The organism is Pseudomonas sp. W3I7 (assembly GCF_030816095.1).
Classification (GTDB): Bacteria; Pseudomonadota; Gammaproteobacteria; order Pseudomonadales; family Pseudomonadaceae; genus Aquipseudomonas; species Aquipseudomonas salomonii.
In genome coordinates, this window is record NZ_JAUSXP010000001.1 from 3,560,584 (window position 1) to 3,575,612 (window position 15,029).

The 15,029-nt window shown below is 62.1% G+C and carries 10 protein-coding genes; all 10 read left to right on the forward strand.

Annotated elements, in window-relative coordinates; all coding sequences use genetic code 11:
- The first annotated feature begins 281 nt into the window (after nucleotides 1–281).
- Nucleotides 282–563 carry a peptidylprolyl isomerase gene (locus QF043_RS16340; protein WP_005788801.1) on the forward strand — a complete coding sequence of 94 codons (282 nt, stop codon included), beginning with the start codon at nucleotides 282–284 and terminating at the stop codon, nucleotides 561–563.
- A gap of 130 nt (nucleotides 564–693) precedes the next feature.
- Nucleotides 694–2,556 carry an extracellular solute-binding protein gene (locus QF043_RS16345; protein ID WP_307419354.1) on the forward strand — a complete coding sequence of 621 codons (1,863 nt, stop codon included), beginning with the start codon at nucleotides 694–696 and terminating at the stop codon, nucleotides 2,554–2,556.
- On the forward strand, nucleotides 2,556–3,614 hold the full coding sequence (locus QF043_RS16350; RefSeq protein WP_069788428.1) for a microcin C ABC transporter permease YejB: 1,059 nt from the start codon (nucleotides 2,556–2,558) through the stop codon (nucleotides 3,612–3,614). The genes QF043_RS16345 and QF043_RS16350 overlap by 1 nt, the downstream gene beginning before the upstream one ends.
- Nucleotides 3,614–4,636: an ABC transporter permease gene (locus QF043_RS16355; protein WP_056859498.1), complete on the forward strand. Its 1,023-nt coding sequence runs from the start codon at nucleotides 3,614–3,616 to the stop codon at nucleotides 4,634–4,636. Before QF043_RS16350 ends, QF043_RS16355 begins: the two co-directional genes overlap by 1 nt.
- 10 nt (nucleotides 4,637–4,646) lie before the next feature.
- Nucleotides 4,647–6,218, forward strand: a complete 1,572-nt coding sequence (locus QF043_RS16360; protein WP_307419356.1) for an ABC transporter ATP-binding protein — start codon at nucleotides 4,647–4,649, stop codon at nucleotides 6,216–6,218.
- Nucleotides 6,219–6,363: 145 nt separating this feature from the next.
- Nucleotides 6,364–7,770 carry a sigma-54-dependent Fis family transcriptional regulator gene (locus QF043_RS16365; protein ID WP_307419357.1) on the forward strand — a complete coding sequence of 469 codons (1,407 nt, stop codon included), beginning with the start codon at nucleotides 6,364–6,366 and terminating at the stop codon, nucleotides 7,768–7,770.
- 288 nt (nucleotides 7,771–8,058) lie between these two features.
- Entirely contained in the window at nucleotides 8,059–9,450 is a 1,392-nt protein-coding gene (locus QF043_RS16370; RefSeq protein WP_058421914.1) for a GntP family permease, read from the forward strand.
- Between the two features lie 7 nt (nucleotides 9,451–9,457).
- The gene (gene hbdH / locus QF043_RS16375; RefSeq protein ID WP_056859502.1) at nucleotides 9,458–10,231 is read left to right on the forward strand and encodes a 3-hydroxybutyrate dehydrogenase; all 774 of its coding nucleotides are present in this window, start codon (nucleotides 9,458–9,460) and stop codon (nucleotides 10,229–10,231) included.
- A 160-nt stretch (nucleotides 10,232–10,391) separates the two neighbouring features.
- A complete protein-coding gene (locus QF043_RS16380; protein WP_307419358.1) occupies nucleotides 10,392–12,350 on the forward strand; it encodes an acetoacetate--CoA ligase in 1,959 nt (652 codons plus the stop codon).
- A gap of 137 nt (nucleotides 12,351–12,487) precedes the next feature.
- Nucleotides 12,488–15,025, forward strand: coding sequence for a PAS domain-containing sensor histidine kinase (locus tag QF043_RS16385; protein ID WP_307419359.1), 2,538 nt, complete (start codon nucleotides 12,488–12,490; stop codon nucleotides 15,023–15,025).
- Nucleotides 15,026–15,029: the final 4 nt, after the last annotated feature.

A 15,029-nucleotide genomic window follows, 5' to 3' on the forward strand; every position in this document is an offset into this window, starting at 1 on the left:
GCCGCGCTGGGCCAAGGATGGCCCATCGCGGCGGCCCACGGATTCAAGCCGGAGTGAGGGCACACCGAGCATTAGCGAGGTGCCGAGTGGTGGGGCGAAGACCTTTTGGTTACTTTTGGGGCGTTTGCCAAAAGTGACCCGCTGTAAGAGCGGAACCATAGGCCGCCGTTACCGCAGCAATGGATATGTACTCAATCACCCCACCACAAGATGGAACTTTGCCAACAAAAAACCACCTGAATCCGGTAGGCTCACCCTTTTTACTTCAAGGAGTTACCCCCATGGCCAAAGCCACCGCCCGTCACATCCTCGTTTCCACCGAAGACAAGTGCAACGAACTCAAGGCCCAGATCGAAGGCGGCGCCGATTTCGCAGAAATCGCCAAAGCCAACTCCAGCTGCCCATCCAGCCGTCAAGGCGGTGACCTGGGCTCGTTCGGCCCTGGCCAGATGGTCAAGGAATTCGACACCGTCGTCTTCAGCGCCCCCGTCAACACCGTGCAAGGCCCGGTAAAAACCCAGTTCGGCTACCACCTGCTGGAAGTCACCAGCCGCCAGGACTGATCCCGTCCGCGCTGATGCTATAAACAACGGCCCGCCTTTTGGTGGGCCGTTGTGCATCAAGTGACTGGCAACCCATAAGCCGTTAACGTACAAATCCCTATTACTGTTTACCCGGCGCTCAAGGCTGATAATGCGATTGGTTTTTTCCACAAAACTCTTCAGCTCCACCCTGGCCCTGCTACTGGCCAGCACCGCCGTGATCGCGGCCCCGCAAACCTACCTCACGGTCTACGGCGAGCCGGCCAAGTACCCCACCGGCTTCACCCATTTCGACTACGCCAACCCCAGCGCGCCCAAAGGCGGCAGCCTGCGACGCTCGGCCATCGAGATCGGGCGGTTTGACCACGTGCTGCCGTATATCGACAAAGGCATCGGCGTCTCCCAGGTCGACGGCTGGCTCTACGCCCCACTGGCCCAGCGCTCCCTGGATGAGCCCTACACGGTTTACGGCCTGGTCGCCGAAAAAATGGAACGCGCCGACGACGGCCTGTCGTTGCGCTTCTACCTCAACCCCAAGGCACGTTTCGCCGATGGCACGCCGATCACCGCCGAAGACGTGCGCTACAGCTTCGACCTGCTGATGACCCAAGGCAGCCTGCGCTTTCGCACGCTGTTCGCCGACGTCAAATACGTCGAAGTCGAAGGCGAGCGCCAAGTGCGCTTCGACTTTTCCAGCAATGAAAACCGCACCCTGCCGCTGGATATCGCCACCCTGCCGGTGTTCCCCGAGCACTGGTGGAAAACCCGCGACTTCGCCAACGGTGGCGGCTACGAAGCGCCGCTGGGCAGCGGCCCGTATAAAATCAGCAAGATCGACTCCGGCAGCACCATCACCTTCACCCGCGACCCCGACTGGTGGGGCAAGGACTTGCCCGTCAGCCGTGGCCTGTACAACTTCGACCACCTGAGCCTGGAGTACTTCGGCGACACCGAGGTGGCCCGCCAGGTGCTGCGCGGCGGCGCCTATGACTTCAACCGCGAGTTTTCCGCCACCGGCTACTCCATCGGCTACAACGGCCCGGCCCTCGACGATGGCCGCCTGCAACGTGCGCACCTGGCCAAGGAGATGCCGCAACCGGCCCAGGGCTATGTGTTCAACGTGCAAAAGCCGATGTTCAAGGACCGCCGCGTGCGCCAGGCGCTGGCGATGCTGTGGGACTTCGAATGGGCCAACCGGCAGATGATGCGCAATATGTACATCCGCCAGCAGAGCTTTTTCTCCAACAGCCCGCTGGCCGCCAGCCAACTGCCGACCCAGGAAGAACTGGCGATTCTTGAGCCACTGCGCGGCCAGGTGCCCGATGAAGTGTTCACTCAAGTGTTCAAGGCGCCGGTTACCGACGGCAGCGGCATGATCCGTGACAAACAGCTGCAAGCCCTGGCACTGCTCGAAGCCGCCGGCTGGACACCCAAAGGTGACAAGCTGGTCAACGCCGACGGCGAACCACTGGAATTTACCTTCCTCAATGCCCAGGCCGGCCTGGAACGCCTGTTGCTGCCGTACAAGCGCAACCTGGCGCAGATCGGCATCACCCTCAATATCCGCCGCATCGACTCGTCCCAGTACGTCAACCGCATCATGGCCCGCGACTACGACATGATCGTCATCGGCTTCCCGGTTACCACCTCGCCGGGCATGGAGCTGTACAACTACTTCGGCTCGCAGGCCGCCTACGACCCTGGCGCGAACAACTACATGGTGCTTAAAGACCCCGCCGTCGACAGCCTGATCAGCGGGCTGGTCAAAGCCAACACCCAGGCGCAGATGCTCACGTACGCCCATGCCCTGGACCGCGTGCTGCAATGGAACTACCTGTGGATCCCCAACTATTACCCGCCCGGCACCTCCGCTGCCTGGTGGAACCGTTTCGGTCGCCCGGCCATCGAGGCCAAAAACGACGAAGCGCTGGAAACCTGGTGGGAAATCAGCCCCACACCACTGACCAATGAACAGATGAACGCCGAGTTGAAAAAACGCGGAGGAACGCGCTGATGTTTGCCTATATCGTGCGGCGCCTGCTGCTGATCATCCCCACGCTGGTGATCATCCTGCTGGTCAACTTCGTGATCGTGCAGGCCGCGCCCGGCGGCCCGGTCGAACAAGCCATCGCGCACCTGCAAGGCATCGGTGGCGGCGGCATCGGCGGTGGTGGCGGCGAAGCTGTCAACGGCTCGCGCGCCAGCCGTGGCCTGGACCCCAAATTGATCAAGGACATCGAAAAACAATACGGTTTCGACAAGCCCGCGCCGGAACGCCTGTGGCTGATGCTCAAGAACTACGCCCAGCTGGATTTCGGCAACAGCTTCTTTCGCGGCAAAAGCGTGATCGACCTGATCCTGGAAAAAATGCCGGTGACCATTTCCCTCGGCTTATGGGCCACCTTGATCACCTACCTGGTATCGATCCCCTTGGGGATTCGCAAGGCGGTGCGCCACGGCAGCAGTTTTGACGTATGGAGCAGCACCGCGATTGTCATCGGTTATGCCATGCCGGCCTTCCTGTTTGCGATGTTCCTGATCGTGCTGTTCGCCGGTGGCACCTCGCTGAACTGGTTCCCGGTGCGTGGGCTGGTCTCGGAGAACTTCGACGAACTCAGCACAATCGGTAAAATTGCCGACTATTTCTGGCACCTGGTGTTGCCTGTCAGCGCGTTGGTGATCGGCGGTTTCGCCACGCTGACCATCCTGACCAAAAACTCATTCCTCAATGAAATCACGCGCCAGTACGTGGTCACCGCTCGCGCCAAAGGTTTGAGTGAACGCCGTGTGCTCTACGGCCATGTGTTTCGCAACGCCATGCTGCTGGTGATCTCGGGGATTCCCCAGGCATTTATCAGCGTGTTTTTTGCCGGTTCCCTGCTGATCGAGGTGATCTTTTCCCTCGATGGCCTGGGCCGCATGAGCTACGAAGCCGCCGTGTCTCGCGACTACCCGGTAGTGTTCGGCTCGTTGTTTATCTTCACCCTGTTCGGCCTCTTGATAAAACTCATCGGTGACCTCTGCTACACCCTGGTGGACCCGCGTATCGACTTCGCCGCGAGGAACGCCTGATGCTTAACCTGTCTCCGGTGGCCCGTCGACGTTTCGAGCGTTTCAAGAAGAACCGTCGCGGCTGGTGGTCACTGTGGCTGTTTATCGGCCTGTTTATCCTGACCCTGGGCGGCGAGTTGATCGCCAATGACAAACCCCTGGTGCTGAGCTTCAAGAACGAGCTGTATTTCCCGGTGTTCAAGCGCTACACCGAGCAGCAGTTCGGCGGCCAGTTGCCGTTCCAGGCCGACTACCGCAGTGACTACGTGCAAAAGCTGATCAAGCAGGACGGCGGCTGGATGCTGTTCCCGCCGATCCCGTTCAGCGACGACACGCCCAACTACGAACTGACCCGCCCTGCCCCCAGCCCGCCCTCGACGGTGAACTGGCTGGGCACTGACGATCAATCCCGCGATGTGCTGGCGCGCGTGATCTTTGGCGCACGGGTGTCGATCCTGTTTGCCCTGGCGCTCACGGCCATCAGCGCCGCCATCGGCATTGCCGCCGGCGCCTTGCAGGGTTACTACGGCGGCTGGGTCGACCTGCTCGGCCAGCGCATTCTGGAAGTGTGGTCGGGGTTGCCGGTGCTGTACCTGTTGATCATCTTATCGGGTTTTGTCGAGCCGAATTTCTGGTGGCTGTTGGGGATCATGGCGCTGTTTTCCTGGCTGGCCCTGGTGGACGTGGTGCGCGCCGAGTTCCTGCGCGGGCGCAACCTGGAATACGTCAAGGCCGCACGCGCCCTGGGCCTGGGCGACGGCAAGATCATTCGCCGGCATATCCTGCCCAATGCCATGACCGCCACCTTGAGCTACCTGCCGTTTATCCTGACCGGGGCGATTTCGACCTTGAGCGCCCTGGATTTTCTCGGTTTCGGCATGCCCGCCGGCAGTGCATCCCTGGGCGAGTTGATCGCCCAGGGCAAGCAGAACCTGCAAGCGCCCTGGCTGGGCCTGACGGCGTTTTTCACCTTGGCGCTGATCCTGTCGCTGCTGGTCTTTATCGGCGAGGCATTGCGTGATGCCTTCGACCCACGCTCATGAGTAATTGCGTATGAACCTGATCGAGATCCGCGACCTCAGCGTCGCCTTCAACGGCCAGACCGTGGTGAGCAAACTGTGCCTGGACGTACGCCCTGGCGAATGCCTGGCATTGGTCGGCGAGTCGGGCTCGGGCAAGTCGGTCACCGCCCACTCGATTCTGCAATTGCTGCCCGAGGCCGGCACGCACACCACCGGCTCGGTGAAGTATCGCGGCCAGGAGCTGATCGGCGCCCCGGCGGCCACCTTGCAAAAGCTGCGCGGCAACCGTATTGCGATGATTTTCCAGGAGCCGATGACCTCGCTCAACCCGCTGCACAGCATCGAAAAACAGATCGGCGAAACCCTGTTGCTGCACAAGGGCCTGGGCGGCAAGGCGGCACAGGCGCGTATTCTGGAATTGCTCGAACTGGTGGGCATCCAGAAACCCCAGGAGCGCCTCAAGGCTTACCCGCATCAACTCTCCGGCGGCCAGCGCCAGCGGGTGATGATCGCCATGGCCCTGGCCTGCGAGCCGGAGCTGCTGATTGCCGACGAGCCCACCACCGCGCTGGACGTGACCGTGCAGCGCAAAATCCTGCTGCTGCTCAAGTCCTTGCAGCAGCGCCTGGGCATGTCGCTGCTGCTGATCAGCCATGACCTCAACCTGGTGCGCAGCATTGCCCAGCGCGTGTGCGTAATGCGCGCCGGGGAGATTGTCGAGCAAGCCGACTGCGAGACGCTGTTCACCGCGCCGCAACATCCCTACAGCCGCCTGCTGCTGGATGCCGAGCCGGCCGGTGATGCGCTGTGCAGTGATGAACGCGAAACGGTGTTGCAGGTCGACGACCTGAGCGTGCAATTCCCCCTCGGCGGCGGGCTGTTCAGGCGCAAAACCTGGTTGCGCGCAGTCGACGGCATCAGCCTTAGCGTTCAGCGTGGCAAGACCCTGGGGATTGTCGGCGAGTCCGGCTCGGGCAAATCCACCCTCGGCCAGGCGATCCTGCGCTTGCTCGATTCCACCGGCAGCATCCGTTTTCAGGGTGAAGCCCTCGACCCGCTGAACAACCAGCAGATGCGCCCGTGGCGCAAACAGATGCAGGTGGTGTTTCAGGACCCGTTCGGCAGCCTCAGCCCGCGCATGTCGGTGCAGCAGATCATCAGCGAGGGCCTGGAAGTGCATGCGCCCTGCAGCCTGGCCGAGCGTGATGCGCAAGTGATCCAGGTGCTCAAGGATGTGGGGCTCGACCCCGAAAGCCGCCACCGTTACCCGCATGAATTTTCCGGCGGCCAGCGCCAACGCATCGCCATCGCCCGCGCCCTGGTGCTCAAGCCGGCGCTGATGCTGCTGGATGAACCCACCTCGGCCCTCGACCGCACCGTGCAGAAACAAGTGGTGGCGCTGTTGCGGGAACTGCAGAAAAAATACGGCCTGACCTACCTGTTTATCAGCCACGACCTGGCGGTGGTACGGGCCATGGCCCATGACATGATCGTGATCAAGGACGGCAAGGTGGTGGAGCGCGGCGCGAGCCATGTGGTGTTCGATGCGCCGCAACATCCTTACACCAAAGAGCTGCTGGCGGCGGCGCACATTCCCTTGTAGGAGCCCTCTCTCCCCTGTGGGAGCGGGCTTGCTCACGAAGGCGGCGTGTCAGCCAATACATCCGGCACTGATACACCGCTTTCGCGAGCAAGCCCGCTCCCACAGGATCGCGACTCCACCCTCCATTGGTGTTGACGGCATAAATATGAACATCAGCGACAGCCTCAAGGACTACCAGCAGGTTCGCGGCCTGGCCATCCAGTCGCTGTTCGAGATCATCGAGCAGTCCAGCGAAGGCACGGTGATTGTCGATCGCGACGCGAATATCGTGTGGATGAACGAGCGCTATGCCAAGCGTTTCGGCCTTAAAAGCGCCGATGAAGCCATCGGCCAACCGTGCGAGCAGGTGATATCCAACAGCCTGCTACGCCAGGTGGTGCGCAACGACCAGCCGATTCTGCTGGATATCCAGGACACGCCCAAAGGCCCGTTGGTGGTGATGCGCCTGCCGATCCACGATGACGCAGGCGCGGTGATCGGCGCGATCGGATTTGCGCTGTTTGATGAGCTGCGCAACTTGTCGCCGCTGATCGAGCGCTACCTGAGCATGCAGCAGGAACTGGCCTCCACCCGCTCACTGTTGCGTTCACGCCAGAGCAAATACAACTTCGCGCATTTTATCGGCACCAGCGCCGCCAGCCTGGAAGTCAAACGCCGGGCGCGGCGCAGTGCGAGCGCGGAGTCGCCGGTGTTGCTGCTGGGCGAAACCGGCACCGGTAAAGAGTTGCTGGCCCAGGCCATCCACGGTGCATCCATGCGCGCCCATAAAGCGTTTGTCAGCATCAACAGCGCGGCCATTCCCGGCGACCTGCTCGAAGCCGAGTTCTTCGGCACCGCGCCGGGCGCCTTCACCGGCGCCGACCGCAAGGGCCGCCCCGGCAAGTTGCAGATCGCCCAGGGCGGCACGCTGTTCCTCGATGAAATCGGCGACATGCCACTGCCGCTGCAAAGCAAACTGCTGCGCGTGTTGCAGGAAAAGGAATACGAGCCGGTGGGCTCCAACGAAATGGTGCACAGCGATGTGCGGGTGATCGCCGCCACGTCCATGGACCTGGAAGCGGCGATCAAGCGCGGCGAATTCCGGGCGGACTTGTATTACCGACTGAACGTACTGCCGATCCAGGTGCCGCCGTTGCGTGAGCGCCTCGAAGATATTCCGGCGTTGAGCGAGGCGATTCTTGAAGAACTGCGCAGCCAGCATGAGCTTGACCGCGAAGCCCTGGCGTTGCTGGCGCAGCACGCGTGGCCGGGGAATATCCGTGAACTGCGCAACGTGCTGGAACGCGCGGCGTTGTTGAGTGATGACCTGGTGCTGGATGCCGAAGAGATTCGCGCGGCGATCGGCACGTTCAGTCCGGTGGCGCGTGGAGCGGTGGAATCAGTCGAGGGCGAGACATTTTCGGCAGCGCGGGAGCGGTTTGATCGGCAGGTGATTGCGGCGGCACTCAAGGCCTGTGAAGGCAATGTGGTGGAAGCGGCCAAGCGGTTGGGGCTGGGCAGATCGACCCTGTACAAAAAAATGGTGGCATTGGGTACTGTGCAATCTCAATAAAGAGACACAAATCTCGGTATAAAGACAATCTAATGTGGGAGCGGGCTTGCTCGCGAAAGCGGTGTTTCAGCCATAAATTTATTGGCTGAACCACCGCTTTCGCGAGCAAGCCCGCTCCCACATTGGATGTGTACTTGTCTCTTAACTGAGATATTTTTCAACGCGCCGGTTTTAAACATGAATAATATTCATATATTTCAATTACTTAGCTAATTGGCACACATCTCGCTATAGCCCCTCTCCAACGCACTACCCCACAAAAATAACAATTCGATCTGGAGACACACCATGAGTGTGATCATTGCCCTGGCAGCCCTCGCGCTGCTGATGCTGGCCGCCTACCGTGGCTACAGCGTGATCCTGTTTGCCCCCATCGCCGCCCTCGGCGCCGTGCTGCTCACCGACCCGTCCGCCGTCGCCCCTGCGTTTACCGGGGTGTTCATGGAGAAAATGGTCGGCTTTATCAAACTGTATTTCCCGGTGTTCCTGCTCGGCGCGGTGTTTGGCAAGCTGATTGAACTGTCCGGCTTTTCGCGCTCGATCGTGGCCGCTGCCATCCGCTTGCTCGGCACGCGCCAGGCGATGCTGGTGATTGTGCTGGTCTGCGCCCTGCTCACCTACGGCGGCGTGTCGCTGTTTGTGGTGGTGTTTGCGGTGTACCCGTTTGCGGCGGAGATGTTCCGCCAGAGCAACATTCCCAAGCGCCTGATCCCGGCAACCATCGCCCTCGGTGCGTTTTCGTTCACCATGGACGCCCTGCCCGGCACGCCGCAGATCCAGAACATCATCCCCAGCACCTTCTTCAACACCACCGCCTGGGCGGCGCCGTGGCTGGGCTTGATCGGCACGGTCTTCGTGTTCTGCACCGGCATGCTCTACCTGGCGCGCCAGCGCAACAAGGCACAACGCGCCGGTGAAGGTTATGGCACCGAGCTGCGCAACGAGCCGGAAACCGCCGACAACCTGGCGTTGCCCAACCCGTGGGTCGCGCTGTCGCCGCTGATTCTGGTGGGCGTGATGAACCTGCTGTTCACCCACTGGATCCCGCAGTGGTACGGCAAGACCCACAGCCTCAGCCTGCCGGGCATGAGCACGCCAGTGACCACCGACATCGCCAAGCTCACGGCGATTTGGGCGGTGCAGGCGGCGTTGCTGGTGGGCATCGTCATGGTGCTGGTGTTCGGCTGGTCGGCGATCAAAAGCAAGCTCGCCGAAGGCAGTAAAAGCGCAGTCAGCGGCGCGCTGCTGGCGGCCATGAACACCGCCTCGGAATACGGCTTTGGCGCGGTGATCGCCTCGCTGCCAGGCTTTCTGGTGCTGGCGGACTGGCTCAAGGGCATCCCCAACCCGCTGGTCAACGAAGCGATTACCGTGACCCTGCTGGCCGGTATTACCGGCTCCGCGTCAGGCGGCATGAGCATTGCCCTGGCGGCCATGTCGGAGAGCTTTATTTCGGCGGCCCATGCGGCCAATATCCCTCTTGAAGTGCTGCACCGGGTCGCGGCCATGGCCAGCGGCGGCATGGACACCCTGCCCCACAACGGCGCGGTGATCACCCTGCTGGCGGTCACCGGGCTGACCCACCGCGAAGCCTACAAGGACATTTTCGGCATCACGATCATCAAGACCCTCGCGGTGTTCGTGGTGATCGGTACTTTCTACGCCACCGGCATTGTGTGAGGTTTTCATGACGACTTTGAATGGCAAGACCGCCCTGGTTACCGGCTCCACCAGCGGCATCGGTTTGGGCATCGCGCTGAGCCTGGCCAAGGCCGGTGCCAACCTGATCCTCAACGGTTTTGGCGATGCCAGCGCGGTGATCGCCCAGGTGCAGGCGTTTGGCGGCAAGGTCGGGCATCACCCGGCCGACGTCAGCGACCCGGCGCAAATTGCCGACATGTTTGCCTACGCCGAGCGCGAGTTTGGCGGCGTCGACATTCTGGTCAACAACGCCGGCATTCAGCACGTGGCGGCCGTGGAAGACTTCCCAGTGGAGCGCTGGGATTCGATCATCGCGATCAACCTGTCGTCGGTGTTCCACAGCACGCGTTTGAGTTTGCCGGGCATGAAGGCCAAGGGCTGGGGGCGCATCGTCAATATCGCGTCGGTGCATGGCTTGGTCGGCTCGGTGGGCAAGGCCGCCTATGTGGCGGCCAAACACGGTGTCATCGGATTAACCAAAGTGGTGGGCCTGGAGACCGCCACCGGTAACGTCACTTGCAACGCCATCTGCCCCGGCTGGGTGCTGACGCCGCTGGTGCAAAAGCAGATTGATGATCGCGCGGCCAAGGGCATTGATCCGCAGCAGGCCCAGCATGATTTGCTCGCGGAAAAACAGCCGTCGCTGGAATTTGTGACGCCGCCGCAGCTGGGTGAGTTGGTGTTGTTCTTGTGCAGTGAGGCGGGCGCCCAAGTGCGCGGCGCCGCGTGGAATATCGATGGCGGCTGGCTGGCCCAGTAAATCAGGCACTGAAGAGCACATGTGGGAGCTGGCTTGCCTGCGATAGCGGTGGGTCAGTTAGCTCATTGGTTACTGACCCACCGCTATCGCAGGCAAGCCAGCTCCCACAGTTTCGACCTGTGTTGGCTGGAGGTTTTGTACAAAAACAAGAGACTTCCCCATGTCCGAGATCCTCTGGCAACCCTCCCCTGAACGCATCGCCCACACGCGAATGGACCAGTTCCGGCGTTTCATCAACCAACGCTACAGCCTGCAGCTGGGTGACTACCCCGCCCTGCACCAATGGAGCATCGACCAGCGCGCCGACTTCTGGCAGGCGATCGTCGCCTTTTTCGACGTGCAGTTTCGCAGCCCGCCCAGCACCCCGCTGATCGAAGGCGCGGCAATGCCCAGCGCCGAGTGGTTCCCCGGCGCGACCCTGAACTTTGCCGAACACCTGCTGCGCCGTCGGGACGCTCACCCGGCGGTGGTGGCGGTCAGTGAAGACGGCCAGCGCGAACAGCTGACCTATGCCGAACTGGCCGAGCATGTCGCAGGCTTGCAGCGTAGCTTGCGGGCGGCCGGTGTCACCCGGGGCGACCGCGTGGCCGCGTGCATGCCCAACACCTGGCAAACCCTGGTCGGCATGCTTGCCACCACCAGCCTGGGCGCGATCTGGTCGTGTTCCTCGCCGGACTTCGGCACCCAAGGCGTGATCGACCGTTTCGGCCAGATAGAGCCCAAGGTGTTGATCACCTGCGCGGGCTACCGCTATGCCGGCAAGGCCATCGACCAAAGCGCCAAACTCAATGAAATCCTCGAACGCCTGCCGTCCCTGGAACAGTTGATCATCGTGCCGTATGCCCGGCCACAGGCGCGCAGCGAGGACTATCGCACCCACGCCAGGGTCGCACTGTGGAACGACTTCTACCAACCCGGCGGCGAGCCTGAATTTGTCCCGGTGCCGTTCGATCATCCGCTGTATATCCTCTATTCCAGCGGCACCACCGGCGTGCCCAAGTGCATCATCCACGGCACCGGCGGCGTGCTGCTCACCCACCTCAAGGAGCACGGCCTGCACGCCGACCTGTCCCGCGAAGACTGCCTGTTCTACTACACCACCTGTGGCTGGATGATGTGGAACTGGCTGGTGTCGGTGCTGGCCCTGGGTGCCACGGCGGTACTGTATGACGGCTCGCCGTTTCACCCCGGCCCCGAGCGGCTGATCGACCTGATCGACGCGGAAAAAATCAGTGTGTTCGGCACCAGCCCCAAGTTTCTCGCCACCCTGGAAAAGGCCGGCCTGCAACCGCGCCTGAGCCACGATTTGGGCAGCCTCAAAGGCCTGATTTCAACCGGCTCGCCGCTGTCGCCGCAGAGTTATGACTATGTGTACCGCGAGATCAAGGCCGAGCTGTGCCTGTCGTCAATGTCGGGCGGCACCGATATCGTCTCCTGCTTTGTGATCGGCAACCCGGTGCTGCCGGTGCGGCGCGGCGAAATGCAGTGCAAGAGCCTGGCCATGGCCATCGAAGTGTGGGATGACCAGGGCCGGCCGCTGATCGGGGAAAAAGGCGAGCTGGTGTGTACCCGGCATTTTCCGGCCATGCCGATTGGCCTGTGGAATGACCCCGACCAGCAAAAACTGCGCGCCTCGTATTTCAGCCAGTTTCCCGGCGTGTGGGCCCAGGGCGACTATGCCGAGCAGCGCGCCAATGGCAGCCTGCTGATTCACGGGCGCTCCGACGCGGTGCTCAACCCCGGCGGTGTGCGCATCGGCACGGCAGAGATTTATCGCCAGGTGGAAAAAGTCCCGCAGGTGCTGGAAAGCCTGGCCATCGGCCAACGCTGGCAGGACGATGTGCGGGTGGTGCTGTTTGTGCGGCTCAATGACGGCATCACGCTGGATGACGCCCTGGAGCAGCAGATTCGCCAGGTTATCCGCGCCAACACCACGCCGCGCCATGTCCCGGCGAAGATCCTCGCGGTCAGCGACATACCACGCACTATCAGCGGCAAGATCGTCGAACTGGCGGTGCGCAATGTGGTGCATGGTGAGCCGGTCAAAAACACCGATGCCCTGGCAAACCCGCAGGCACTGGAACAGTTTCGCAACCGGCCTGAACTGGCGGACGGATGAAAGGTTTCAGCTCTGACGCACGCAAATGAAGACAAACCCTCAATGCATGCTATTTTTCGAGGGGTAGTCAGCCGTTCCCGTCCCGCGGGATAATCGGCTGTGGTCGTATTTCAAAGTGTCAGGTGCAGGGCTTTTACATGAATGGAACATCCACCGGTAGCGAAGCCGCCGCATTGATTGCGCGGCTGGACTGGGCGCAAAGCCCGCTCGGTGAGGCCGGTGACTGGCCGCAGAGCCTGCGCACAGCCGTCGATATCGTCGTCCATTCACCGATGCCGATGCTGCTGTTGTGGGGCAGCCAGCTCACCCAGCTTTACAACGACAGCTTCGCGCTGCTCGCGGGCAACAAACATCCCGAGGCGCTGGGCCGACCGGCCCATGACACCTGGCCGGAGCTTGAAAGTTTTACTGCGCCGATTTACGACGCGGTGCTCGACGGCCAGGTGCGCACCTTCAGCGAGCAGCGCTTTGTGCTGCAACGCAATAACCGCGACACCGAAATCTGGCTAGACCTCACCTACAGCCCGGTGCGCGACGAAGGCGGCAGCGTGGCCGGGATCCTGGTCACCGCCATCGAGACCAATGAGCGGCGCAGCAAAACCCTCGAACTGCAACAGCGCTCCGAAGACAGCCTCAAGGCCCAGCACAACAGCGAACAGCGCCTGCAACTGGCACTGGCGGCAACCGATGCGGTGGGCACGTGGGACTGGGATATCGGCGAAGACCGCTTTATCGCCGACGCCCACTTTGCCCACTTGCACGGTGTCGACCCGCAAGACGCCGGCCTGCTGCCGATCAGCGACTACCTGCACGGCGTTCACCCCGAAGACCGCGGCATGGTCGCGCGCAGCATCAAGCATTGCATCACCTTCGGCACCGAATACGCCGAGGAATACCGCCTGCTGCAAGCCGACGGCCAGGTGCGCTGGGTGTTTGCCCGCGGCCGCTGCTACAAGGACCATCAAGGCCGCCCGGCGCGGTTCCTGGGGGCCGCGCTGGACCTGACCGAGCGCAAGCAGACCGAACAGGCGCTGCGCCAAAGCCAGACCGAGCTGCAACTGATCATCAACGCCATGCCGGTGCTGATCGGCTATGTCGACCACGAGCAGCGCTTTCGTCTCAACAACAGCGCCTACCTGGAGTGGTACGGCATGACGCCCCAGGAGCTGTACGGCAAGAGCATCCGCGAAGTACTGGGCGACGAGGTGTATGCCGGGCGCGTGGACAAGATCGACGCCGCACTGCGCGGCAAGGCCTGCAGCTTCATGACCATCACCCCGCACCGCGACGGCCGACCGCGCCATGCGCTGATGAAATACTTGCCGCGCTTCAGCAATGACGGCTCGGTGAATGGTTTCTACATTTTTGTGATCGATGAAACCGAACGCAAACTCACCGAAGAAGCCCTGCGCCACCTCAACGAAAACCTTGAAGAACGCGTGGCCCAGCGCACCCAGGCGCTGGCCGAGGCCAACCAGCGCCTGCAAAACGAGATGTTCGAGCGTGAGCGCGCCGAAGACGCACTGCGCCATGCACAAAAAATGGAAGCGGTCGGCCAGCTCACGGGAGGCATCGCCCATGACTTCAACAATATGCTCACCGGCATTATCGGCAGCCTGGACTTGATGCAGCGCTATATCGCCGCCGGGCGCAGCGACGAAATCGGCCGCTTTACCGACGCGGCGGTGTCGTCCGCCCATCGTGCGGCAGCCCTCACCCACCGGCTGCTGGCGTTCTCCCGCAGGCAGTCGCTGGACCGCCGGCCACTGGACCCGAACGAGCTGGTGGCGTCCCTGGAGGATTTGTTCCGCCGCACCAAAGGCGCACATATCGAGCTCAAGGTGCAACTGGGCAAGGATATCTGGCCGGTCAACACCGATGCCAGCCAGCTGGAAAACGCCTTGCTCAACCTGGTGATCAACGCCCGCGACGCGATGCCCGACGGCGGTGAGTTGCGCATCGAAACCGCCAACAGTTACCTGGACGGCACCGATATCACCACCCTGGAGCCGGTCAAGGCCGGCGACTACGTGATGCTCGGCGTCTGCGACAACGGCACCGGCATGGCGCCGAAGATTCTTGCCAAGGCGTTCGACCCGTTCTTCACCACCAAGCCCATCGGCCAGGGCACCGGCCTGGGGTTGTCAATGATCTACGGCTTTGCCCAGCAATCCGGCGGCCATGTGACCATTCAAAGCGAACCCGGCCAGGGCACCTGCGTGCGCCTGTACTTGCCGCGCCTGCATGGCACCGCATTGGAAAGCAGCTTGCCGCCGCACTTGGGCGAAGCGCCGCTGGCACTCGCCGGTGAAGCGGTGGTGGTGGTCGAGGATGACCCGGCGGTGCGCATGCTGGTGGTCAACGTGCTCGGTGAACTGGGCTACACCGCCCATCAGGCGGCAGATGCGCGCACCGCGCTGCCGCTGCTGGAGTCGGACCTGCGCGTGGACCTGCTGGTCACCGATGTCGGCCTGCCGGGCATGAACGGCCGACAGTTGGCGGAAATCGCCCGTCAGCACCGGCCGGGCCTGCGCGTATTGTTCATGACCGGATACGCCGAACAAGCTGCCGAGCGCCAGGGCTTCCTGGAGGACGGCATGGACATGGTGGCCAAGCCGTTTTCCATTGACCTGCTGGCGACTAAAATCCGCAGCATGATCAACGTTGACGAATGAGTTC

Coding starts and splice junctions, on each gene's coding strand:
- QF043_RS16340 (WP_005788801.1), top strand. CDS start 282: ATGGCCAAAGCCACCGCCCGTCACATCCTCGTTTCCACCGAAGACAAG.
- QF043_RS16345 (WP_307419354.1), top strand. CDS start 694: ATGCGATTGGTTTTTTCCACAAAACTCTTCAGCTCCACCCTGGCCCTG.
- QF043_RS16350 (WP_069788428.1), top strand. CDS start 2,556: ATGTTTGCCTATATCGTGCGGCGCCTGCTGCTGATCATCCCCACGCTG.
- QF043_RS16355 (WP_056859498.1), top strand. CDS start 3,614: ATGCTTAACCTGTCTCCGGTGGCCCGTCGACGTTTCGAGCGTTTCAAG.
- QF043_RS16360 (WP_307419356.1), top strand. CDS start 4,647: ATGAACCTGATCGAGATCCGCGACCTCAGCGTCGCCTTCAACGGCCAG.
- QF043_RS16365 (WP_307419357.1), top strand. CDS start 6,364: ATGAACATCAGCGACAGCCTCAAGGACTACCAGCAGGTTCGCGGCCTG.
- QF043_RS16370 (WP_058421914.1), top strand. CDS start 8,059: ATGAGTGTGATCATTGCCCTGGCAGCCCTCGCGCTGCTGATGCTGGCC.
- hbdH (WP_056859502.1), top strand. CDS start 9,458: ATGACGACTTTGAATGGCAAGACCGCCCTGGTTACCGGCTCCACCAGC.
- QF043_RS16380 (WP_307419358.1), top strand. CDS start 10,392: ATGTCCGAGATCCTCTGGCAACCCTCCCCTGAACGCATCGCCCACACG.
- QF043_RS16385 (WP_307419359.1), top strand. CDS start 12,488: ATGAATGGAACATCCACCGGTAGCGAAGCCGCCGCATTGATTGCGCGG.